This window comes from Pseudomonas sp. SR18, assembly GCF_023701505.1.
Classification (GTDB): Bacteria; Pseudomonadota; Gammaproteobacteria; order Pseudomonadales; family Pseudomonadaceae; genus Aquipseudomonas; species Aquipseudomonas cyclaminis.
The window spans coordinates 131,366-154,089 of sequence record NZ_JAMQAU010000009.1; the positions used below are offsets into that span (position 1 = coordinate 131,366).

A 22,724-nucleotide genomic window follows, 5' to 3' on the forward strand; every position below is an offset into this window, starting at 1 on the left:
TCAAGTAGGGGGCTTGATGACTTTATCCAGCCCCACCACTGCCAGCGCAATCGCCACAAACCCCGCCAGAATCCCTCCGGCATTCACGAACACCTGTGGATAACCGAGGGTGCCGACGTCAATGAACGGGTACTGATACTGCCCGAGCAAATCCCCGCGCAGCAGCGCATAAGCGAAATACACCAGCGGGTACAGCACCCAGGCGCCGATGTGCTTGAAGCGCAACGTACCCTTGGGCACACACCGCCACCAGTAGATAAAAAACAGCACCGGCATCACGTCGTGGAGCAGTTCGTCGGCGATGAACTGAAAGCCTTCGGGCTGCCATAAATGCCGCAGCAACAGGCTGTACGCCAACCCCACCACCAGGATGCTCACAGCGATCCCACTGCTGATCGCCGGCCTGAGAAAAAACCGCTTCGCCGCTGAATCCCGTTGGACCAGGGCATAACTCAATACCACCACCGCCAAGGTGTTGGTGAGCACCGTGAAGAAACTGAAAAAGTTGATCAACCCGCCCAGCAGGCTGGCGCCGGCTTCCCAGCGCGAATAGAAAATCAGGTACTGCTGAGTCGCCAACCCCATCCAACCGGCCAGTGCCGCTGCCGCTATAAACCGCTTCATGGGTTCAATCCAGCGGGCGTTTGGTGCGCATCAGCTTGACGTACAACCCTTCGACTTTTTCCCGCGCCCACGGCGTTTTGCGCAGGAACGTCAGGCTCGACTTGATACTCGGGTCGCTCTTGAAACACCGCACATCAATGCGCTCGGCCAGGCCTTCCCATTCGTAGTGTTCCACCAGGGTAGTGAGGACGTGCTGCAGGGTGACGCCGTGAAGGGGGTCGTTGCTTGTCGCGGTCATGCCGGGCCTATGAAAAAAGTAATCACGAAGGCGCACACCTTATCACCCCGCCCACCCACTGATAAAAAGTTCCCGTGGATCACGAAAAAGAGATGTTATATTGTAACTATAACTTTCAAATCTTTTCGTCGTTTTGCCAAGGAATGTCCGATGTCCCTCTCTTCCCTGTGGCGCTTGACCCCGCTTGCCGCCGCCCTGCTGATCTGCTCCGAAGCCCACGCGCTGGAACTGCAACCCCAAGTCATCACCGGCAACCCGCTGGGCAGCGAGCAGCTCGCCTCACCGACCACCGTGCTGGAAGGCGACGACCTGACCCTGCAACAAAAAGGCAGCCTTGGCGAAACCCTGAACAAGCAGCCGGGCGTGTCGTCTTCGTACTTTGGCCCAGGCGCCAGCCGGCCGATCATTCGTGGCCAGGACGGCGACCGCATTCGCATCCTGCGCAACGGCGTGGGCGCGCTGGATGCCTCGTCGCTGTCTTATGACCATGCGGTGCCGCTGGACCCGGTCAACGTCGAACGCATTGAAATCGTGCGTGGCCCGGCCGCGTTGCTATATGGCGGCAGCGCCATCGGCGGCGTGGTCAACACCTTCGACAACCGCATCCCCACCGAGGCCATCGAAGGCATTCACGGTGCCGGTGAATTGCGCTACGGCGGCGCCGACACCACCCGCAGCAGCGCGGGCAAACTGGAAGCCGGCAACGGTACGTTTGCCTTGCACCTGGACGCCAATGCGCGGGAATTCAACGACCTGAAAATCCCAGGGCAGGCCCGCAGCCGCCACGCACCGGACAGCGAAGACGGCCCCGGCAAGAACGGGCGCCTGGGCAACAGCGACGGGCGCCAGGACGGCGGCGCGGTGGGCGGTTCCTACACCTGGGATGACGGTTATGCCGGGCTGTCCTACAGCAGCTACGACAGTAACTACGGCTCGCCTGCCGAACAGGCAGTGCGCATCCGCATGAAGCAGGATCACTACGCCTTTGCGTCCGAGATCCGCAACCTGCAAGGCCCGTTCACCTCGGTGAAACTCGACGCGGGCTACACCGACTACGAGCACCGCGAAATCGAAGGCGGCGAAACCGGCACGATCTTCAAGAACAAGGGCTATGAAGCCCGCGTGGAAGCGCGTCACCAGCCCATCGGCCCGTTCAACGGCGTGGTGGGCGCCCAGGTAACCCGCAACGAATTCTCGGCCCTCGGTGAAGAAGCCTTCGTGCCGCAGACCGACACCAACGCCGGCGCGCTGTTTATCCTTGAAGAAATGCAGGCCACCGAGCGCCTCAAGCTCAGCCTCGGCGGGCGCCTGGAACACACCAGCGTCGACCCGGACGCCAAGGGCAACGCACGTTTTGCCGGTGCCGACACATCCAACGACTTCACCGCCGGCAGCCTGTCGTCGGGCGCGGTGTATACGCTGACGCCGATCTGGTCCCTGGCCGCGACCCTGGGCTACACGGAGCGCGCGCCGACCTTCTACGAGCTGTATGCCAACGGCGCCCACGTCGCCACTGGCACCTATGAACTGGGCGACGCCAACCTGAAGAAAGAAAAAGCCGTGTCCAGCGACCTGGCCCTGCGCTTTGACAATGGCACCCACAAAGGCAGCTTCGGCGTGTTCTACAGCCGCTTCTCCAATTACATCGGCCTGCTGGGCACCGGTCGTACGCTGAATGATGACGGTGAAGAAGACGCGGGTGGCATTCCCGAGTACGAATATTCCGGCGTGCGTGCACGCTTCGCCGGCTTTGAGGCACAGGATCACATCAAGCTCGGCGAAGGCGCCTACGGCAAATTCGCCCTGGAGTTGTCGGGCGACTACACCCGTGCCACCAACCTGGATACCGGCGAAGCCTTGCCGCGCATTGCACCGCTGCGCTTGAACAGCGGCCTGCTGTGGGAACTTGACCGCTGGCAGGCGCGCATCGACGTGGAACACGCAGCGGGCCAGGGCCGAGTACCGGATAACGAAAGCGGCACTGATGGCTACACCACTTTGGGCGCGAGCGCGGGTTACCACTTCAACATGGGCGGCAGCCAGTGGCTGGCGTTTGTGAACGGTGAAAACCTGACCAACCAGACCGTGCGCTATGCCAGTTCGATCCTGCGCGATGTGGCGCCCGCCCCGGGCAGGAGCGTGCAAGTGGGCCTGCGCACCAGCTTCTAAAAACACTGGAAATCTCCTGTGGGAGGAGGCTTGCCCCCTCCCACATTCATTTTTTGCAGCGACACTTCGTCACTGTTACCAAATCTGAAATGATGCATCTTGCGATTCAGGCTTTCTCTAAACGCCTCCGCGCTTTATCCTTCGCAACAATCTGAAACGTTTCACCTCCCGGTCGACCCCATCTTGCTGAATATTCCTAGCCATCAAGACAGCGCTGTCTTACACCGAGCTGCGCCCAAGGATAAATCGCCGGCCTGTGGATAACCCTCCCGATCCTCAGAAAAACCGAATTAACGCTGAACCAAGCCTGTGCCGAATCGTCATCTACAGTGAGTGAAGCACGGGGTTACACAATTATTCCAACGTCACGGAGAAACACACTATGAGCACTGATGGTGCTTCAAGCCCAAGCCGCCTGCTGCCCAGGTTGCTAGGCGTCTTGCTGCTGATCATGGGCCTGGCCCTGCTGGCCGGCGGTATCAAGCTGACAATGCTCGGCGGGTCGCTGTACTACCTGCTGGCCGGTATCGGCATCGCCCTCACCGGCGTCCTGCTGCTGGCGACCCGCCGTGCGGCGCTGGGTCTGTACGCGCTGGTGCTGCTCGCCAGTACCGTGTGGGCATTGTGGGAAGTCGGCCTGGACTGGTGGCAGTTGGTGCCACGCCTGGCGCTGCTGTTCGCCCTGGGCATCGTCATGTTGCTGCCGTGGTTTCGTCGTCCGTTGCTGCGTGGCCAACCTGCCCCGCTGGGCACTGGCGCGCTGAGCGTGGCCGTGGTGTTGGCCGGCGCTGCCGCCCTCGCCAGCCAGTTCACCAACCCTGGTGAAATCAAAGGCCAACTGGACCGCGACGCGGTGCCGGGCATGGCCAATGCTGCGCCGTCCCAGGCTGATGGCGACTGGAATTCCTACGGTCGCTCGTCCTTCGGTGACCGTTACTCGCCGCTGGCGCAGATCACCCCGGAGAATGCCCACAAGCTGGTGCCGGCGTGGACCTACCGCACCGGCGACATCCCTGGCCCGAACGATCCAGGCGAGACCACCGCGGAAAACACCCCGCTGAAAGTCAACGGCATGCTCTACGTGTGCACCCCGCACAGCCAAGTGATTGCCCTGGACCCGGACACCGGCAAGGAAATCTGGCGTTTCGATCCGAAGATCAGCAGCCAGGGCGCTGAGAACTTCAAGGGTTGGGCGCACATGACCTGCCGTGGCGTGTCGTATCACGATGACGCCGCCTACGCGTCCGAGCAGAGCCCGACCGGCAGCGCCAGCCCGGCCGCCGCGCCGAATGCCTGCCCTAAACGCATCTTCGTGCCGACCGCCGACACCCGCCTGATCGCCCTGAACGCCGACACCGGCAAGATGTGCGAAGACTTCGGCGACAAAGGCCAGGTCGACCTGCGTGCCAATATCGGCAGCTTCGCCCCAGGCGGTTACTACTCCACCTCGCCACCGGCCGTGACCAAGAACCTGGTTGTGATCGGCGGTCACGTGACCGATAACGTCTCCACCGACGAGCCAAGCGGCGTGATCCGCGCGTTCGACGTGCACACCGGCAAGCTGGTGTGGAACTGGGACAGCGGCAACCCGGACGACACCACCCCGTTGGCCGAAGGCAAGACCTACACCCGCAACTCGCCGAACATGTGGTCCATGTTCGCCGTGGATGAAAAACTCGGCATGCTCTACCTGCCGATGGGCAACCAGATGCCCGACCAATACGGCGGCGACCGTACCGACGATTCCGAGAAATATTCCGCCGGCCTGACCGCCCTGGACATCGACAGCGGCCACGTGAAGTGGACCTTCCAGTTCACTCACCATGACCTCTGGGACATGGACGTGGGCGGGCAGCCGTCGCTGATCGACATCAAGACCGACGCCGGCGTGAAGCAGGCCGTCATGGCATCGACCAAGCAAGGCAGCATCTACGTGCTGGACCGTGCAACCGGCCAACCGGTGGTGCCGGTCCATGAAGTGGCCGTGCCGCAAGGCGCAGTCGCGGGCGACCGTACCTCCCCTACCCAGCCGAAGTCCGAGCTGAACTTCATGCCGCCGCCGCTCAAAGAGCGCGACATGTGGGGCGTGACGCCGTTCGACCAACTGCTGTGCCGCATCGATTTCAAATCCCTGCGCTACGACGGCGCGTTCACCCCGCCATCGCTGCAAGGCTCGATCGTTTACCCAGGTAACTTCGGCGTGTTCGACTGGGGTGGTATTTCCGTCGACCCGGTACGCCAGATCGCCTTCGTGAACCCTAGCTACATGGCGTTCAAGTCCAAGCTGATCCCAGCCGCCGACATCGCCAAGCAAGGCCCTCGCGTCAGCGAAACCGAAGGCGTACAGCCGAACAAAGGCGCGCCGTACGGTGTGATCCTCGAAGCCATGCTGTCGCCAATGGGCCTGCCGTGCCAGGCACCGGCGTGGGGTTATGTGGCGGCGGTCGACCTGACCACCCACAAAACCATCTGGATGCACAAGAACGGCACCGTGCGTGACAGCTCGCCGGTTCCGATCCCGCTGAGCATGGGCGTGCCTAGCCTGGGCGGCACCTTCACCACTGCCGGTGGCGTGTCCTTCCTGAGCGGCACCCTCGACCAGTACCTGCGTGCCTACGACGTGAAAAACGGCAAGCAACTGTGGGAAGGCCGCCTGCCAGCCGGCGCGCAAACCACACCGATGACCTACACCGGCAAGGACGGCAAGCAGTACGTGCTGGTCGTGGCGGGTGGTCATGGTTCCCTGGGTACCAAGCAGGGTGACTATGTGATGGCGTTTAAACTGCCGGATTAAGCTTTATCGGCGGTAAAAAAAGGCGGCTACCCTAAACAGGTAGCCGCCTTTTTCATAAACAACACAGATCAATATGTGGGAGGGGGCTTGCCCCAATGCCAGTCAGTTAAGGACGAACACCGTACCTGTGGCGAGGGAGCTTGCTCCCGCTGGGCCGCGAAGCGGCCCCAAGAATGGGACTGCTGCGCAGTCCAACGGGAGCAAGCCCTTATCAAAAATAAAATAAGTTACTGATTTTAAAGAGTTAAAAATCACCTCTAAAACTGGGGTTTTGTAGGCGGCCCCAGTTTGTTGCGCGACAGCGCTACGTCGAAGAGGTAGTGCCCCTCACATTTTGAATGGTCACTGGCATGAAATACCGGTCGGCTCTAAGGCCGCCGCGCTCTTGCTTTTGATCTCGGGTCGCCCCGTTAACCACGCTGGCCGAACGCAGGCTTTGGAGCGTGGGTAACCCGGCAGGACGCCGGGTTAGCCGCGCTGGGCCAAGGATGGCCCATCGCGGCGGCCCACGCTCCAAAGCCTGCGTTCGGGCATGCCGAGCCTAGGCGAGGCACCGAGTGGTGGGGCGAGAGCCTTTTGCTTACTTTTGGGCTCTTCCAAAAGTGAGCCGCTGTAAGAGCGGAACCGTAGGTGGTCGTTACCTAAACAACGGATATGTACTCAGACCCATCGCCATCGGGGGCAAGCCCCCTCCCACATTTGAACCGTGGTGTTCAGGTGACTAGTGCTCGATCACTTCCCCACGCATCACCGCCAACCGGGCAATCAACCGATTCTGCACCGGCACCGCAATGCCTTCGCTGTCCATCGCCTTGATCAAATCCTCCACCAGCGCATTGAAGTCACTGCGGCTCACGTTCTGGCCCTTGTGACTCTCGGCCATGCTGTCGCCGGTGTAGGTGCACGGCCCGCCGGCTTCGACGCAGAACTGTTCGATCAATTTGTTGCGCAGGCGCTGGATATCGACGCGCCGGAAGCGTTCGACGATGCGCTCATCCCGGGCGATGTTGAGCAGCATGCCTTCGACAATCCGGGTGATGCCGGGCATGGCGCCAAGGTCGCGGTACAGGCTGTCGTCCTTGGGCGGTTGCTGGGCGCAGGCGCTGAGCAGCAGCACCAGGGCGATCGGTAGGAAACGCATCAGAAACTCCCTTGCACCGACAGGTAGGTGCCGTTCTGGTTATCCAAGGTGGCGATCTCCCCAAGCCGGGCATAGGCCAGCACAAACGACAGATGCTTGGTGGGAAAGTAGCCGACAAACACATCGGCCCAGTCGCTTTCGCCTGCGAACGACAGGTTGTCGGGTTTCTCGCGGTACTCCACGCCCACCGCCCAGCGCGGGTTGAACAGCAGCGCCACCGAACCTTCCTTGAGCAGGCTGCGACTGTCACGGCGGTCGCCGCCAAAGCCTAGCAGACCGGTTTCGTTGGCGCGGCTGTAGCGCAGGCTGCCGTTGACGAGCACGTTGTAGCCGAACGCGGCGCCCATGAACAAACGGCTCGCGGCCAGGTAGCCTTCCACGTCGCTGTCGCGCCTGGCACCGACCAGGCTGGGGATGTCGAAGTTGGTCTGGTGCTTGTATTCCAGGCCGAGGGACACCTGGGGCAAATGGTCGTAAATCACATCACCGAACAGGCGCACCTTTACGCCGAGCACATCCTGACCAAGATTGTCTTCCGGCAGATTGAGCTTGTGCACCAGGCTGCCAAGGTCAAAGCGCTGGCGGGCGAAAGACACTTCGACGCGGTTGTCATAGGCCAGCGCCAGCCCCGCCACGTCCAGCCGATAGTCCGGCAGGTTGACCGTGGTGGCGAACGCCGTCGCGCCCCATTCGTGCTGTTCACCGTAGCCGGCCAGTACCGCCCACGGCGTGATACCGCCGCCCGCCGTGCCCTCGATGCTGCTGGCACCGCCGGTGGCGATCAGGCGGCCGTTATCGGCCAGGGTGGTTTGCACAGTCAGGGCGACCAGGCAGCCGAGCAATAGAGAAAGACGCACGTCAGCCACTCAATGAACCAGGGAAGTTTGCGCACTGAGGGGCAACGCCACCCAGGCTTCGAAAGCGTCGGCGCTCAAGGGCCGGCTGATCAGGTAACCCTGGGCCGTGTCGCACTGCCAGCGCTCCAGCAGACGCAGGCTGTGGGCGTATTCAACGCCCTCGGCGACCACTTTGAGGCCCAGGTTGTGGCTCATCTCGATGGTGGAACGCACGATCACCGCATCCTCACTGGTTTCATCGAGGTTACGGACAAAGGATTGGTCGATCTTCAACTCTTGCACCGGCAGGCGCTTGAGGTGAGCCAGCGACGAATAGCCGGTGCCGAAGTCATCCACCGACAGACTGATGCCGCAATCACGCAGCAGGTGCAGGACTTTCAGCGCTTTTTCCGGCTCACGCATCACTGCGCTTTCGGTGATTTCGAACACCAGTTGCTCCGCCGGCAAACCATAGCGACGCAGCAACGCCGAGACGCGGTGGGCCAGCTCATCGCCGAGTAAATCGTCCGCCGAGATGTTCAGCGACAACTGCAGGTACAGGCCACGGCGGTTCCATTCACACAGCTGACGAATGCCCTCTTCGATCACCCAGTGAGTCAGCAGTTGAATGCTGCCGGAACGTTCGGCCAGGGGAATGAATTCCGCCGGCGAGACCATGCCGAACTGCGGATGCTGCCAGCGCAACAGGGCTTCAGCCTGACGTACGGTGCCCTGGCGAATGTCCAGCTTGGGCTGGTAATGCAGCAGCAACTGGCCCTGGTTAGGCGCGTGGCGCAGGTCGCGGATCAGGGTGATCTGGCGACGGTGCGCCAGGTCACGGCCGTGCTCGTAGATTTGCAGGCGACCGGGCATTTGCGCGGCGTCTTTCATGGCGATGGCCGCACGCTCAAGCAGGGTGTGCGGGCTTTCGCCGTCGGCCGGGAATGCCGCGATACCCAGGCGACAGTCCAGCGCCAAGTCATGGCCGTTGATGCGCTGGGGGCGCAGCAACAGTTGTTGGAGTTTGTCGGCCATGCCCACCGCCTCGTCGCTGCCGGCGCCTTCGAGCAATAGCAGAAACTCGTCGGCGATCAGGTGCGCCAGGGTATCGCCAGGACGCAGTACCGCCTCCAGGCGACGGCAGACGGCCAGCAGCAATTGGTCCACTGCATCCGGCCCGGCGGTTTCGCTGGCGGCGCGCAGGTTGTCGATGCCCAGGTAGATCAAGGCGACCGGTCGATTCAACGCAATGGCACTGCCCAGGCGCTCCATGGCCAGTGCGCGGTTCGGCAGGCCGGTGAGGCGATCATGCAGGGCATTGTGGGCAAGCTGCTGTTCGCGCTCGGCGATGCCGCTTTGCATGGAGTTGACCGCACTGGCGAGCAAACCCAGCTCGTCGCTGCGGGCCAGGGCAACGGGCGTCTGGTAATCGCCCTGACCAATACGCTCGGCCGCCAGCGCCAAGGCCTGTACCGGACGCGACACGCTACGCGCCAGCAGCAAGGCACCCATCAGCGACGCCAGTAACGCGACCAACGCAATGACCAGGATCTTTTCATCCAACGGCACAAAGGCTTGCATCGCCGCGTCCAGCGGGCTTTGCAGCAAGGCCAGGACTTTGCCGTTTTCATCACTGGCCAACACCAGCGACTGACTGAGGAAGCTCTGTTCCAGGTGATCGGTGGTGGACACGCCTCGGCGCGTGGAATCGCCCTGCATCAGTGCCTGGATGCTCTCGTGCAGCGCTTGGGGTTGGGTGGTGACCAACTCGCCAGGCTGGTCTTTCTCGATCGCCAGGAACGACACTTCCAGGTTGCTCAACGAACGCAACTCACCGGCGAACGCGCCGTCCATGCTGAAGCCCATCACCACCCGCGCAATCGGCAGCGGCGCCAGCACCGAGGCTTCCACCAGCAGGTGCGGCTTGCCTTGCAGCGGCACGATCAGCATGGCCTGGCGATTGCGCCGGGCTTCGCGCAGCGACTGGTCATAGGTGAAGGTCGAGCCTTCGGGCACTTCGCTCAGAGTACTGGCCAGGACTTTGCCGTCCATGCCCAGCAGGATCATGTCACTGGCGTTGATGCGCTTGCCGTGATTGAGCAGCACCGAGCGCATCGTCGCCGAGTCGCCGCTGGCCACGGCATCGCGAAAACCGAAGTCGGCCGCGAGCAGTTGCACGCCGTCGGCGAGGCGCCGACCGCGTACGTCCAGCAAGCGTTCGAAGACCCGCGCCCCCACATCCAGCTGGGCCAGCGCCTGGCTGCGCACCGCTGAGCTGGTGGCTGCCTTGACGCTGAAATACAGCGCACCGATCACCACCAGCAACAGCAGGATCAGGACGCTGGCGACCCGCGCCTGGAAACTACTGCGCAGTTTCACGGGCAGCTCGATTGAAGGCATCACCAAAGGCGCTTGGCGTGGGCGGAAGGTCTTCGGACGCGGGCTCCAGGGCCAGCACTACGTTGTGGCTCAGGCCTGCGGCGGGCACGTGCAAGGTGCCGCCGTCCAACGGCTGCATATCCTTCAGTTGCGGGTGCCACAGGGTGGCGTGGTAATCACCGGGCGCCAACTGCTCAAGGTGTACCTGGCCCTGGGCGTTGCTGACGCCAAAGTGCGGGTCGTCGGTGACGTAGATGTAGCCGAGCATCCAGTCATGAATATTGCAGCCGAGCACCACCACGCCGGGTTTGTCGAACAGCAACGGCTCGGCGGGCGTGCCTTCGTACAGGCGCAATTCGAAACGTTTGGCCGTAGAAAAGGAATACACCTGATGCCGGATGTTATCGCTATTGGGGAAACGCACCTGGGTGCCGGTATGGACCGCCAGCACATGGGGGGCGAAGCGCTGGCCACGTTGGTCCATATTGGCCGTGAGCACGCCGGCCGATGCGGCGGGCGGGCCTTGCAGTGTGACTATCGCATCCGCCACCGGGCTGCCATCGGCCTGCTTGAACGACAGGTCCAGCGTGGCCGCCGAGGCAGAGCCCGCCAGCATCAGCATCAGGGAGATCGAAGGAAAAATTCGGGCCATGGTCGATCCGCAAAAAATGGAAAATGAGCGGCCAGCCTTGGCACAGCGATGTGCGGTCATGATGCCGCAATCAAGGCATAATGCCATCACTCAATAGCGCTGGATACTTGACCGTTGGTCGGTAAATAACTGTGCAAACGGTCAAGCCTTGTAAAGCCTATCGGCCTGGACCATAGAAACTGTAGCAGCGGGTCATCAGACCTGCGCGTGCTCGCAGCGCATCCACCTCTCGAACGCCATTGCATTCAGTGGCCGGCTGATGAGGTAGCCCTGGGCCGTGTCGCAGTTCCACTGTTTGAGCAGCTTGAGACTCGGCTCGAACTCCACGCCTTCGGCCACCACCTTGAGCCCCAGGTTGTGGCTCATTTCGATGGTGGAGCGCACGATCACACCATCGCCCGTGGCGCTGTCGAGGTTGCGCACGAACGACTGGTCGATCTTCAACTCCTGCACCGGCAGACGCTGTAATTGCGCCAGCGACGAATAGCCGGTGCCGAAGTCATCCACCGACAGGCTGATGCCACAGTCGCGCAGTTGCTCCAGCACGCTGAGGGCCTGCTGCGGGTTGTGCATGATCGCGCTTTCGGTGATCTCGAAAATCAGTTGCTGGGCCGGCACGTTGTAGCGCGTCAGCAAAGTGGTGACACGGACCGCCAGTTCATCATCGGCCAGGTCGTCCACCGAAATATTCACCGACAGCTGGATAGGCAGTCCGCGCTGCGCCCATTCGCCGATCTGGCGGATCGCTTCTTCAATCACCCACTGGGTCAGGCCGCCCATGCTGCCGGTGCGTTCGGCCAGGGGGATGAATTCGGCGGGCGACACCAGCCCCAGCGTCGGGTGCTGCCAGCGCAGCAAGGCTTCGGCCTGGCGTACCTGACCGTGCAGCAGGTCGAGCTTGGGCTGGTAGCACAGGTACAACTGACCTTCGACGACCGCACGACGCAGGTCGCGGATCAAGCTGATCTGGCGTTGGTGTGCCAGGTCGCGGTCCTGTTGGTAGACCTGCAGATAGCCGGGCAGCGTCGTTGCATCGTGGCGCGCAATCGCGGCGCGGCTGATCAACTCTTCCACGTGCTGGCCGTCGGCGGGGTACGCGGCGATGCCGATACTGACCTCGTGGCGCACTTCGTGACTGCCGATGCGCTGGGGTTCGGTGAGCAGCGCGTAGAGGCGGTCGGCGCGGGCCACGGCGCGGTCGATCTCGGTGTTTTCCAGGAGCAACAGGAATTCGCTGCCGGTGATGCGTGCAGCCGTGTCGCTGGCCAACAGGCTCATGGACAGACACCGGCTGGCTTCGCGCATCATTTCTTCCACGCCTTGCGGGCCGAAGCCTTCGTTGATGACGCGGTAGTTCTCGATGCCCAGATACAGCAACACCACCGGCCGCCGCGCACTGATCGCACTGCCCAGGCGCTCCATTGCCAGAGCGCGATTGGGCAGGCCGGTCAGTGGGTCGTGGAGGGCGTTATGGGCCAGTTGCCGTTCGCGCACGGCAATGCCGCTTTGCATGGCATTGAAGGCACGGGCCAACAGGCCGAATTCATCGTGGCTGCGCACCCGTACCGGCGTGCGGTAGTCACCCGCGCCGATGCGCCCGGCCGCCTCCACCAGCGCGTTGAGCGGGCGCGACACCCGCCGCGCCAGGAACAACGCGCCGGCCAACGACACCAGCAGCACCGCCAGGGCAATCCCGAGGAACTGCCGATCCAGTGGCGCAAAGGATTCCAGTGCGTGGTCCAGCGGGCTTTGCAGCAGTACGCGCACGTCGTCGCCGTCACCGGAATTGGCGAGCGGCAACACTCGGCTTAGCACGCGCTGACCGTAAAACAACTGGATCTGCGCCTGCGGGTTCAGCGGCGCATCGTGCAGCAGGCTGAGGATGGCGGCCTGATAAGCCTCAGGCTGGGTGCTGAACAAGGGACCAGGCTTGCCGCCCTGCACGCTGAGGAACGAGACCTCCAGGTTGCTCATGGAGCGCAGTTCATTGGCAAACAGTTGGTCCATGGGAAAGCCCATGACGACGCGGGCGATGGGCAATGGATCGAGTACTTGATCCTGCACCAGCAAGTAAGGTCGCCCGTCCAGGGCCACAATCAGCATTTGCAGGCCGTTGCGCCGTGCCTGGCGCAAGGCGTTGTCATAGGGAAAAAGCTGCCCGCGCGCAAGGATGGGCAAGGTGCTGACTACGACCTTGCCCTCCAGGCCCAGTACAAACACTTCGCTGGAGCGGATGCCGGTGCCATGCCGCCGCAGCGCGGCCAGAATCGGCACCGTCTTGCCTTCGGCCACGGCCTGCTTGAACGGGCCGTCGGCGGTGAGCCAACCGAGGCCGTATTGCAGGCGACGCCCGCGCAGGTCCAGCAGGCGTTCAAACACCTGGGTTCCGGTTTTCAATTGGACCTGTGCCTGGTTCTCCACCGCGCGGGTGGTGGCGGCCTTGACGGCGAAATAGGTGGCGGCGACCACCACCAGCAGCAGCAACGCCAGCACCCCGGCGATACGGGTTTGGAACGTATGGCGCCACGTCATGGCGGTGCCCTCTGGCAGTGTTCGCCGCTTTCTGCCACTCCGTCGTTGTGTCATGTGCATTCCTTGCGACAGCTGACCCGGCGTCAAAAAAACATCTATTTGGAGTGAGTATTTGGTTTGAGGAGATTAGCTGGGAGTTGGGGGGAGTGCATCCAATAAAATCGGGGAGTTGGGTGGCGGTTTATTGGCGACCCTTGGGTTGATTGTGGGCATATCCGTTATTTGGGTGATGGCGGATATTGGTTCCGCCCTTACGGCGGGTCACTTTGGAAAAGCCCCAAAGTAACCAAAGGGCTCTTGCCCCAACACTCGGCACCTCGCCTAGGCTCGGTGTGCCCTCACTCCGGCTTGAATCCGTGGGCCGCCGCGATGGGCCATCCTTGGCCCAGCGCGGCTAACCCGGCGTCCTGCCGGGTTACCCACGGATTCAAGCCTGCGTTCGGCCAGCGTGTTTGACGGGGCGCCTGAGATCAAGATCAAAAGCGCAGATCAAAAGACCGCTGACTTCGTCAGCGAAAAGGATGTAAGAGCCAGAGCAAAAGCAGATCAAAAGCAGGTCCAAAGCAGGTCCAAAGCAGATCCAAAGCAGATCCAAAGCAGGCTGAGATCTATCTGATATATGGAGATCAAAATGTGGGAGGGGCTTGCCCCCGATGGGGGAGTGTCAGCTGATGCAGCTGTGACTGATCCACAGCTATCGAGGGCAAGCCCTCTCCCACATTTTTAACCCAGTACATCTGACACAACACCGGTCGGCTCTAAGGCCGCCGCGCTCTTGCTTTTGATCGGGAATCGCCCCGTCAACCACGCTGGCCGGAATCCGATATTGATTTGGGGGGTAAACCGGCAGGGATGCCGGTTTAGCCGCCCTGCGCCATGGATGGCGCGTGGCGGCGGCCCCCCAAATCAATGTCGGATTACGGGCATGCCGAGCCTAGGCGAGGCACCGAGTGGTGGGGCGAAGACCTTTTGCTTACTTTTGGGTCTTTCCAAAAGTGAGCCGCCGTAAGGGCGGAACCATAAGCCGCCGTAACCGCAGCAACGGATATGTACTCAACCAATCAGCCAATCAACCAACCCCACCCGCCATATGCTCCGCAATCCTCATCCTCAACCACCGCTCCGCCGGATCATTGTCATGCACCCCACTCCACACCATCGACAATTCCGCCGCATCAATCGCAAACGGCGGATCCTCCGCCCGTAACGTGGTGCCCTCAGTCAACGCACACGCCGCATAATCCGGCACGGTCGCAATGATCTGCGTCCCCGCCAACAACGCGCGCAACCCGCTGAATTGCGGCACCGCCAGCACCACCCGCCGTGCGCGGCCGATGCGGGCCAGGTCCAGGTCGATGTTGCCGCTCAGGTCCCCGGAGAACGACACCATCGCATGGGGCCGCTCGCAGTAATCATCCAGTGTCAGCGGTGCCACCCCATCATCCCCACGCAATACCTTGCACGGAATATCCCGCAGTTTCTTGCGCTTGGCATTCGCCGGCAGTTCGGTGGTGTAGCTCACTCCCACGGAAATCTCGCCGCTGGCCAGCAACGCAGACATCAGCAGGTAATTGGCACGGCGTACCACCACGATGATGCCGGGGGCTTCTTCGCGGAGCTGGCTGAGCAACGGCGGAAACAGGCCAAATTCGGCGTCGTCGGACAAACCGATGCGGAACACCGCACAGCTGGTGGAAGGGTCGAAATCCTTGGCGCGGCTGACCGCGCCGGAGATGGTGTCCATAGCCGGTTGCAGCTCCTTGAGGATCGCCAGGGCGCGTGGCGTGGGTTCCATGCCTCGTCCGTTGCGCAGCAGCAAGGGGTCGTCGAACAGGTCGCGCAACCGGCCCAACGCCGCACTCACCGCCGGTTGGCCCATGAAGAGTTTTTCGGCGACCCGGGTCAGGTTCTTCTCGAACATCAGCGCCTCGAAAATCACCAGCAGGTTCATGTCGACGCGGCGCAGGTCGTTGCGGTTCATGGCGATATCCAAACGGTTGGCAGGCTGCCAGCTAAGCACGCAAAACACTGGCTTGATTGCATGCCTGTGCTGTCTTTTCCGTGACTGCACCTGACGAAATTAACAACGATTAACTCGTCAGCCAGACGGTCCGGCAACAAGATTGACGCCATCTACACTGCACCCATTCACCGGGAACGCTCCCATCGACTGCGGATATTCGTCATGGCCCGAACCGAGCACTGCGCTCCTCGCTTATCCGCTACCGGCGGCCTATGCCCCCGGCGCGAGCGTATCGCCAAGCAATTGATCCTCGCCAACCTCGGCGAAAGCCTGGCGATTGCCGACCTGGCCCAGGCCTGCGCGTTGTCGCGCAGCCATTTTTCCCGTGCATTCAAGTGCACCACCGGGCTGTCGCCCCAGGAATGGATACGCCTGCAACGCATCCAGCGGGCCAAGGAATTAATCACGCAATCGTCCCTGAGCCTGACTCAGATCAGCCTGGAATGCGGGTTCTGCGATCAGGCGCATTTCTGCCACATGTTCACTCGCAGCGTAGGCGTCAACCCGATGACCTGGCGAAACCACCAACTGCGTCACAAGCCTCAAGAGATCGCTGCCTAGTGGTCTGCACGCACCTGGAATATGCTGGCCGCTTACTTTCTCCAGAGCATGGCCACCCATGAGTGACCCACGCGATCAGGCCGTGCACTTCGGGCCCTACCGTATCCACCCGCGCCAGCGCCTGGTGCTGGAGGCCGGTCGCCCGTTGCGCCTGGGACGGCGGGCCGTGGATATCCTGCTGATCCTGTTGGAGCAGGCCGGCAATGTGGTGAGCAAACAGGAACTGATTGCCCGGGTCTGGCCCAAAAGCGTGGTGGAAGACGGCAACCTGCGGGTGCATATGGCGGCGTTGCGCAAGGCGCTGGGCGATGGCCAGGCCGGGCAGCGCTATATCGTCACGGTGGCCCAGCGTGGCTACAGTTTTGTCGCGCCACTGAGCATCGAGCCAATGAGCCTACCCACCGAAGGCGCGCCCCAACGCCCTTGCCACAACCTGCCGCTGCGCCGCACCCGCATGCTCGGCCGCCAGGCGCTGATCGACACGTTGGTGCAGCATTTGCCCGAGCAACGCTTTATCACCCTGACCGGCGCTGGCGGCATCGGCAAGACCACCGTGGCGTTGCGCGTGGCGGAATTGTTGATCGGGCATTACCGCGACGGTATCCGGCTGCTGGATCTGGCGCCCCTCAGCGCGCCGTCGATGATTTTGCCCAACCTCGCCGCCCTGCTCGACGTGCCCCATACCGAGCACGAACCGTTGGCCACCTTCGCGCGCCGCCTGCAAGAGCACCAAGTGCTGCTGGTGATCGACAACTGCGAGCACCTGCTGGACGACATCGCGCTGATCAGCGAAACCCTGCTGCGCCACGCGCCCAAACTGCACATCCTGGCCACCAGCCGCGAAGCCTTGCGCGCCGAAGGCGAGTCGGTGCAACGCCTGCAACCCCTGGCCTGCCCGCCCGCCACTGGCAACCGCGCCCAGGCATTGGGCTATCCGGCCCTGCAACTGCTGATCGAGCGCGCCATGTCCCATCAGGACAGCTTCGCACTCAGCGAAGCAGAACTGCCTCTGGCGATTGATATCTGCCAGCGCCTGGACGGCATTCCCCTGGCGATTGAATTAGTGGCGGCGCAGATCGAGCGCTTCGGCCTGCCGGGGTTGCTGGTGCAGATGGAGGACAATTTTCGCCTGCTCACCCGTGGCCGGCGCAGCGCCCTGCCCCGGCATCAAACCTTGCGCGCGACCCTGGATTGGAGCTTCGACCTGCTCACGGCGTGCGAGCAAATCTGCCTGCGCCGTCTCGCGGTGTTCCGGGGCGGTTTCAGCCTGGCCAGCGCGGCGGCGGTGATTGCCGGGGAGCAGATCGCACCGGCCGAAGTGCTCGGTTCGATCACTCAACTGGTCGCCAAATCCTTGCTCAATGTGGAGCCCGGCGATGAAGAGATGGTCTACCGTCTGCTGGATATCACCCGCACCTACGCCCTGGAAAAACTCAGTGTCGCCAACGAGCTCGACGCCACCCGTGAACGCCACGCCAACCGCTGCCTGGCGTTGATGGACCAGGCGCAGGACGATTGGGAACTGATCGCGACCCAGTCGTGGATCGACCGCTATGCCCCGCTGCGCGAAGACATCCGTGCCGCCCTCGATTGGGGCCTGGGCGACCAGGGCGTGCACTTGCTGGGCATTCGTCTCACCGTCAGCGCCATGCCGTTATGGCAGGAGCTGTCGCTGCTGCGTGAGCATGGCCTTTACGTGGGCAAAGCCCTGGCGCGGCTGGCGCAATCGAGTGCGCCGAGCCAGCGCTTGCACATGGCGTTGCAGCTGGCTTTCGGCAGTTTTTCCTATCATGCCCAAGGGGGGACGTCGCAGACGATCGAAGCCTTTGCCTGTGCACGGCGCCTGGCCGAAGCTGACAAAAACCTGACTGGCCAATTGCGTGCGGTGTCAGGGCAAATGGCGGTCAGCCTGTGCGGCGGCAATTACCGCGAGGCCTTGAAGCAAAGCCTGCATTTCGATCAATTGGGGCCACACGCCGCACCGCTGCTGGACCTCAGCGCCCAGCGCCTGAGAGTGCTGGCGCAGCACTTCGCCGGCCACCAGGCACTGGCGCAGCACAATGCCGAGCAGGTGATCCAGCGCATGGCCCAGAGCGGCCATCTCAATCGGTTTACCCATGGTTTTGGCGTGCAGTACGACCAGAGCGTGGCGTCGCTGACCATCCTCGCGCGTATCCTGTGGCTGCGTGGTTTTCCCGAACAGGCATGGCGCACCGCAAGCCAGGCACTGGCGCTGGCGTTGCAGATCAACCACAGCACGTCGATCTGCTACACCCTGGCCCTGGCCGGAGTGGTGATCGCCCAGTACAACGGCGACACCGTTGTGGCCCGCGATCAGCTGGACCTGCTGTTGCAGCAGGCGCAAAAACACTCGGTGCCGTTGTTCCACGCCTGGGCGCAGTGCTACGAGGGCACGATGCAGATTGCCGAAGTGCAGGGGCTGGGGTTGGTCGAGGACATCCTGGTGACCTTCAATGCCATCGCGGTGAATGACACTCTGTTCGAGCGCGCCAGAAGCGGTGCGGCCGGCTGGTGCACCCCGGAGATTCTGCGCGTGCGCGCCCAGCACATGGCCGATGCACAGGCAGCCGAAACCTTGCTGCTTGAAGCCCTGGGCCTGGCGCACCAGCAAGGCGCGCTGGCTTGGGAATTGCGATGCGCGGACAGCCTGGCGCGGCTGTGGCGCACCCAAGGCCGTGTGCCGGCCGCCCGCGACCTGCTGGGTGGCGTCTATGCGCGGTTTACCGAGGGCTTCGCTACCCAGGATCTAATCCGCGTACGCCGCCTGCTCGACGAGTTGCAAGACAAACGGCCGGCCTGAAAACGGCCCCAGGTAATGCCCATAACCCTGTTGCAAACGCGCCACCTGCTGCGGGTCGCGCAGGAGTGCCAAGGCATAACTGCGCACACTGTTGAGCAGGCGATAGCGCGGGTATCCGGGGCCGGGTTCAAGGTTCAGCAGCGAGGTGTCGACCAGCCGCGTCAGCAAGTAAGTCAGGTCGGCATGCTCCAGTTCTGTGCCGGCCACCAGCTCACTCAAGGTGGGCAAGGTCACCGCCATCTTGAACAGGCTCATTTGCAGAAACAGCCAGCGTTCCGGCAGGCAGAGGCGCTGGTAGGTCCAATCCAGCGCGGCGCTCAGGGATTGGTGGCGCTCCACCGCCGTACGACGACCCCGCGTGAGAACCTGCAAGCCCCGGCACACTTGCATCTGCACACCGCGCACACCGAGGGCATGCACTTGGGCAGCGGCCAGTTCGAGGGCCAGGGGAATACCGTCGAGGCGCCGGCAGATATCCCGCAACGGTGCCAGGTCAGGGTCTCGCAATACAAAGCCCTGTTGACCGGCGCACGCCCGCGCGACGAACAGTTGCACGGCGGGAAACGCCATTGCCTGCTCGACACTGCCCAGTGCCGACGGAGCCGGCACACCCAGTGGGGGCACACGCTGCACCCATTCGCCGGGGGCCTTCAAGACTTCACGACTGCTGACCAGCACGCTGACCTGGGGCGCGTTTTCTTGCAGCACACGCAGCAGATGTCGACAGGCGCCAAGCAGCAAGTCGGCGCCATCGAGTACCAGCAGCAATTGCCGGGAAACCAGTTGGCGGCACAGCTCAGTGGCGCTGCCGCTGGGTTCCAGGTGCAATGCCGTGGCCAGGTGGCGCAGCATCATCAACGGCGACTCGACGGTGGCCAGGTCGACCCACCACACCCCGTCGCGGTAGCGCGGCAATACACGCTCGGCCAGGGCCAGGGCCAAGGTACTTTTGCCCACGCCGGCGCACCCGGTGAGGGTCATCAGGCGCTGTCCGGACAAACGCCGCACCAGCACCCCCAGCAGTTCATCCCGCCCCATCACCGGGCTGAGCCGCGCAGCCAGGTTATGCCGGGGCAGCACCGCCGCAGCCATACCCTGCACGGGCGCGGCAAAGCAATAGCCGCGCTGGGGGTCATTGAGGATGAAGCGTTGCCCGTCGAGGGCACGGCGCAGCGCGGCGATGTGTACCCGCAGATTGTTCTCTTCCACCACGCTGTGCGGCCAGACCCGCTCGATCAGAATGGCCTTGCTGACAAACTGCCCAGGCGCCTCCAGCAGCACCGCGAGGATATCCAGCGCACGCCCGCCCAACGGCACCGGCCAACCCGCCTTGCTCACCAGCCGCTGCTGCCGGTGAAAGGCATAGGCACCGAAGCGCACCGTGCTATCCGCGTCCATCGCCTGAGGGTCGTTCATGTCTGCAATCGCGCTGAAACACCCGGCCTTGGGCGTTCGCGCATCCTTTTCCGTGGGCTCGACGCTATTCTTGCCAGCTACCCATGACAGGACAATGCTGGCACAGGGAGCGATACGGACAATCGGGTGTGCGAGACGGACATCCTGTCGTTAACTGAACTGCTGTCGGTATTGGGTAGGGTTGAGGCCGAGTTTTTCACTGAATAAAAAGCGCATGTGCCGCACGCTGCCGAAGCCTGCGTGAAACGCCACAGTCTTGAGCGGCAGGTCGGTGGTTTCCAGCAATTGCCGGGCACGGTCGATGCGCGCCCCTTGCAGGAAGGCCATGGGCGTCATCTGCACGTCCTTGGCAAACAGCCGGGCAAAGTGGCGCGCACTCATGCCGGCCAACGCGGCCATGGACTCGATGGTGAACGGCTGTTCCAAGTGTGCAAGCACGTGGTTCTGCACGCGGGTGATCGCAGTTTCCTGAGGCGCCACGGCGGCCGTCATCGGGCTGAACTGCGCCTGGCCGCCCTGGCGTTTCATCACCACCAGCAGCACCTTGGCCACCTCCACGGCCACCTGCTTGCCATGGTCCTGGGCAACGATGGACAGCGCCAGGTCGATACCGGCCGTGACCCCGCCCGAGGTAATCAACCGCCCGTCCTGCAGGTAGATGCGGTCGGTCTCGACGATGGCCTTGGGGAACGCTTTGATCAGTCGCTCGGTGTAGTGCCAGTGGGTGGTCACGCGGTGCTCGTCCAGCAACCCGGCGTGGCCCAGCACAAAGGCGCCAGTGCAGATCGAGCCGAAGCGCCGCGCCCGGGGCGCCGCCGCCTTGAGCCAAGGCAGCAGCGCCGGATGGCATTCGTTATAGGCACCGGGGCCGCCGGGCACCAGCAAGAGGTCATAGGCGCCGTTTGCGTGCTCCAGCAACAGGTCGGTCTGCACCACCACGCCATTGGATGCACGCAACGGGCCGGGTTCGGTGCCAATGGTAAGGATCTGATAATGCGCCGCCGCCGGCAGGTAGCGGTTGGCGATGGAAAACACTTCGAGCGGCCCGGCCATGTCGAGCAGGAGGAAGTCCGGGAACAGCGCCATGGCCACGGTTTTCATACAAGAAGGATCCATCGAGGGGAAGAAAGCGGGAGGCATTATGGCATGCCTTTGACTGTCAATCTAAGAGAGACAGTTATTCAGATTTCAGCTTCTTAATGAATATTTCAGTAACCAGTAACCTTCTTCTCAACGCAAGCGCCCTGCATCTCGCAGCCAGCGCCCACTTGAGGACATCACCATGCTGACCCTACGCAAAGCTTCCGAACGCGGCGCCGCCAATCACGGTTGGTTGAAGTCGTTCCACACCTTCTCGTTCGCCAACTACTGGAACCCCAACGAGCAGGGTTTTTCCGACCTGTTGGTGATCAACGATGACCGCGTCGCCGCAGGCAAAGGTTTCGGCCAGCACCCACACCGCGACATGGAAATTTTCTCTTATGTGCTCGAAGGCGCCCTGGAACACAAGGACACCCTGGGCACCGGCTCGGTGATCCGCCCTGGCGACGTGCAACTGATGAGTGCCGGCAGCGGCGTGGCCCACAGCGAGTTCAACCACAGCCAAAGCCGTGGTGTGCACTTCCTGCAAATCTGGATCGTGCCCGCCGTGGCCGGCGCCGAACCGCGCTATCAACAAGAGCACTTCAGCGAGGCACAGAAACGCGGGCGCCTGCAGTTGATCATCTCGCCGGACGGCAGCGACGGTTCGCTGACCGTGCGCCAGGACGCCAGGGTTTACGCAGGCCTGTTCAACGGTACCGAAGCCGCAACCCTCGACCTGCCGCCGGATCGCCACGTGTACATCCACGTGGCCCGGGGCAGCGTGGAGATCAACGGCCAGCGCTTGCAGGAAGGCGACGGTGCCCGAGTGCGTGACGAGCAGCATATTCACGTCAGCCAAGGCCAGGATGCCGAAGTACTGGTATTCGACCTGCGCCCCCAGGAACTGCCGCAGATGCCTTGACGGGCCTGGCGATGGCCCTTCGAAACGGACCATCGCTGGCATCGATAGTCACCATCAGCGCAATGAAGTTCTCTAAAAAAATGCAACGCGTAACATCAAACCCATACCAGGCAACACCCAAACTTAAACACTCGGAGCACACCCTCATGAAACGCCAAATCTTGCTTAGCCTCGCTTTCTCGGTACTCGCTGCAAACGCATTTGCCCACCCTGTTGTTGCTGAAGGCGGTTCGGATCGCTTGATGGAAAACCGTGTTGCCGAAGGCGGTTCGGATCGCCTGATGGAAAACCGTGTTGCCGAAGGCGGTTCGGATCGCCTGATGGAAAACCGTGTGGCTGAAGGCGGTTCGGATCGCCTGATGGAAAACCGTGTGGCTGAAGGCGGTTCGGATCGCCTGATGGAAAACCGTGTTGCCGAACGTGGTTCGGATCGCCTGATGGAAAACCACGTATAACCCTCTCTGTTCGAGGGGCACCCCAAACCGGCCTGATCAGCCGGTTTTTTTTCGCCTGCACTTTCAACCCCGCCCAGC

16 protein-coding genes are annotated in these 22,724 nt (G+C 62.5%); 6 read left to right on the plus strand and 10 right to left on the minus strand.

The features are described from left to right. Both NDJ82_RS15350 and NDJ82_RS15355 read right to left on the minus strand, forming a co-directional pair. Nucleotides 1-624, minus strand: a complete 624-nt coding sequence (locus NDJ82_RS15350) for a Pr6Pr family membrane protein (protein ID WP_191947191.1) — start codon at nucleotides 622-624, stop codon at nucleotides 1-3. 4 nt (nucleotides 625-628) lie between these two features. Next, nucleotides 629-862, minus strand: coding sequence for a VF530 family protein (locus NDJ82_RS15355; protein WP_016977534.1), 234 nt, complete (start codon nucleotides 860-862; stop codon nucleotides 629-631). A 150-nt stretch (nucleotides 863-1,012) separates the two neighbouring features. Between NDJ82_RS15355 and NDJ82_RS15360 the strand changes: the two genes are divergently transcribed. Both NDJ82_RS15360 and NDJ82_RS15365 read left to right on the plus strand, forming a co-directional pair. After that, a complete protein-coding gene (locus NDJ82_RS15360; protein ID WP_191958218.1) occupies nucleotides 1,013-3,031 on the plus strand; it encodes a TonB-dependent receptor in 2,019 nt (672 codons plus the stop codon). Nucleotides 3,032-3,413: 382 nt separating this feature from the next. Further along, the gene (locus tag NDJ82_RS15365) at nucleotides 3,414-5,825 is read left to right on the plus strand and encodes a glucose/quinate/shikimate family membrane-bound PQQ-dependent dehydrogenase (RefSeq protein WP_250925791.1); all 2,412 of its coding nucleotides are present in this window, start codon (nucleotides 3,414-3,416) and stop codon (nucleotides 5,823-5,825) included. A gap of 721 nt (nucleotides 5,826-6,546) precedes the next feature. Here NDJ82_RS15365 and NDJ82_RS15370 read toward each other — a convergent pair. From NDJ82_RS15370 to NDJ82_RS15395, 6 genes are all read right to left on the minus strand, one after another. Continuing rightward, nucleotides 6,547-6,966 (minus strand): group I truncated hemoglobin, encoded by a 420-nt coding sequence (locus NDJ82_RS15370; protein WP_099583533.1) that lies wholly within the window; start codon nucleotides 6,964-6,966, stop codon nucleotides 6,547-6,549. After that, on the minus strand, nucleotides 6,966-7,823 hold the full coding sequence (locus NDJ82_RS15375) for a DUF3034 family protein (RefSeq protein WP_250925792.1): 858 nt from the start codon (nucleotides 7,821-7,823) through the stop codon (nucleotides 6,966-6,968). The genes NDJ82_RS15370 and NDJ82_RS15375 overlap by 1 nt, the downstream gene beginning before the upstream one ends. A 9-nt stretch (nucleotides 7,824-7,832) precedes the next feature. Continuing rightward, entirely contained in the window at nucleotides 7,833-10,181 is a 2,349-nt protein-coding gene (locus tag NDJ82_RS15380; RefSeq protein WP_112193645.1) for a bifunctional diguanylate cyclase/phosphodiesterase, read from the minus strand. After that, entirely contained in the window at nucleotides 10,165-10,833 is a 669-nt protein-coding gene (locus NDJ82_RS15385) for a methylamine utilization protein (RefSeq protein WP_502941240.1), read from the minus strand. Before NDJ82_RS15385 ends, NDJ82_RS15380 begins: the two co-directional genes overlap by 17 nt. A 195-nt stretch (nucleotides 10,834-11,028) precedes the next feature. Continuing rightward, nucleotides 11,029-13,365: a putative bifunctional diguanylate cyclase/phosphodiesterase gene (locus NDJ82_RS15390; RefSeq protein ID WP_250925793.1), complete on the minus strand. Its 2,337-nt coding sequence runs from the start codon at nucleotides 13,363-13,365 to the stop codon at nucleotides 11,029-11,031. A 1,069-nt stretch (nucleotides 13,366-14,434) separates the two neighbouring features. Beyond that, complete coding sequence (locus NDJ82_RS15395; RefSeq protein ID WP_112195727.1) at nucleotides 14,435-15,346, minus strand: LysR family transcriptional regulator; 912 nt, start codon at nucleotides 15,344-15,346, stop codon at nucleotides 14,435-14,437. Between the two features lie 204 nt (nucleotides 15,347-15,550). Between NDJ82_RS15395 and NDJ82_RS15400 the strand changes: the two genes are divergently transcribed. Together NDJ82_RS15400 and NDJ82_RS15405 are read left to right on the plus strand one after the other, a co-directional pair. After that, nucleotides 15,551-15,949 carry a helix-turn-helix domain-containing protein gene (locus NDJ82_RS15400; RefSeq protein ID WP_099586840.1) on the plus strand — a complete coding sequence of 133 codons (399 nt, stop codon included), beginning with the start codon at nucleotides 15,551-15,553 and terminating at the stop codon, nucleotides 15,947-15,949. 58 nt (nucleotides 15,950-16,007) lie between these two features. After that, nucleotides 16,008-18,770 (plus strand): ATP-binding protein, encoded by a 2,763-nt coding sequence (locus tag NDJ82_RS15405; RefSeq protein ID WP_250925794.1) that lies wholly within the window; start codon nucleotides 16,008-16,010, stop codon nucleotides 18,768-18,770. On the opposite strand, the gene NDJ82_RS15410 is transcribed toward NDJ82_RS15405, so the two are convergent. Together NDJ82_RS15410 and NDJ82_RS15415 are read right to left on the minus strand one after the other, a co-directional pair. Continuing rightward, the gene (locus NDJ82_RS15410; RefSeq protein WP_250925795.1) at nucleotides 18,717-20,186 is read right to left on the minus strand and encodes an ATP-binding protein; all 1,470 of its coding nucleotides are present in this window, start codon (nucleotides 20,184-20,186) and stop codon (nucleotides 18,717-18,719) included. The two genes, NDJ82_RS15405 and NDJ82_RS15410, sit on opposite strands and share 54 nt — an antisense overlap. A 150-nt stretch (nucleotides 20,187-20,336) precedes the next feature. Next, nucleotides 20,337-21,287: a GlxA family transcriptional regulator gene (locus tag NDJ82_RS15415; RefSeq protein WP_112195733.1), complete on the minus strand. Its 951-nt coding sequence runs from the start codon at nucleotides 21,285-21,287 to the stop codon at nucleotides 20,337-20,339. Between the two features lie 181 nt (nucleotides 21,288-21,468). Between NDJ82_RS15415 and NDJ82_RS15420 the strand changes: the two genes are divergently transcribed. Next, nucleotides 21,469-22,191 (plus strand): pirin family protein, encoded by a 723-nt coding sequence (locus NDJ82_RS15420; protein WP_158877992.1) that lies wholly within the window; start codon nucleotides 21,469-21,471, stop codon nucleotides 22,189-22,191. Between the two features lie 146 nt (nucleotides 22,192-22,337). Continuing rightward, nucleotides 22,338-22,646 carry a hypothetical protein gene (locus tag NDJ82_RS15425; RefSeq protein WP_250925796.1) on the plus strand — a complete coding sequence of 103 codons (309 nt, stop codon included), beginning with the start codon at nucleotides 22,338-22,340 and terminating at the stop codon, nucleotides 22,644-22,646. Nucleotides 22,647-22,724 lie beyond the last annotated feature (78 nt).

What these genes read in the sequence shown, in the direction of transcription:
- NDJ82_RS15350 (WP_191947191.1), bottom strand. Translation starts at nt 624, where the DNA reads ATGAAGCGGTTTATAGCGGCAGCGGCACTGGCCGGTTGGATGGGGTTG.
- NDJ82_RS15355 (WP_016977534.1), bottom strand. Translation starts at nt 862, where the DNA reads ATGACCGCGACAAGCAACGACCCCCTTCACGGCGTCACCCTGCAGCAC.
- NDJ82_RS15360 (WP_191958218.1), top strand. Translation starts at nt 1,013, where the DNA reads ATGTCCCTCTCTTCCCTGTGGCGCTTGACCCCGCTTGCCGCCGCCCTG.
- NDJ82_RS15365 (WP_250925791.1), top strand. Translation starts at nt 3,414, where the DNA reads ATGAGCACTGATGGTGCTTCAAGCCCAAGCCGCCTGCTGCCCAGGTTG.
- NDJ82_RS15370 (WP_099583533.1), bottom strand. Translation starts at nt 6,966, where the DNA reads ATGCGTTTCCTACCGATCGCCCTGGTGCTGCTGCTCAGCGCCTGCGCC.
- NDJ82_RS15385 (WP_502941240.1), bottom strand. Translation starts at nt 10,833, where the DNA reads ATGGCCCGAATTTTTCCTTCGATCTCCCTGATGCTGATGCTGGCGGGC.
- NDJ82_RS15390 (WP_250925793.1), bottom strand. Translation starts at nt 13,365, where the DNA reads ATGACGTGGCGCCATACGTTCCAAACCCGTATCGCCGGGGTGCTGGCG.
- NDJ82_RS15395 (WP_112195727.1), bottom strand. Translation starts at nt 15,346, where the DNA reads ATGAACCGCAACGACCTGCGCCGCGTCGACATGAACCTGCTGGTGATT.
- NDJ82_RS15400 (WP_099586840.1), top strand. Translation starts at nt 15,551, where the DNA reads ATGGCCCGAACCGAGCACTGCGCTCCTCGCTTATCCGCTACCGGCGGC.
- NDJ82_RS15405 (WP_250925794.1), top strand. Translation starts at nt 16,008, where the DNA reads ATGAGTGACCCACGCGATCAGGCCGTGCACTTCGGGCCCTACCGTATC.
- NDJ82_RS15410 (WP_250925795.1), bottom strand. Translation starts at nt 20,186, where the DNA reads ATGAACGACCCTCAGGCGATGGACGCGGATAGCACGGTGCGCTTCGGT.
- NDJ82_RS15415 (WP_112195733.1), bottom strand. Translation starts at nt 21,287, where the DNA reads ATGAAAACCGTGGCCATGGCGCTGTTCCCGGACTTCCTCCTGCTCGAC.
- NDJ82_RS15420 (WP_158877992.1), top strand. Translation starts at nt 21,469, where the DNA reads ATGCTGACCCTACGCAAAGCTTCCGAACGCGGCGCCGCCAATCACGGT.
- NDJ82_RS15425 (WP_250925796.1), top strand. Translation starts at nt 22,338, where the DNA reads ATGAAACGCCAAATCTTGCTTAGCCTCGCTTTCTCGGTACTCGCTGCA.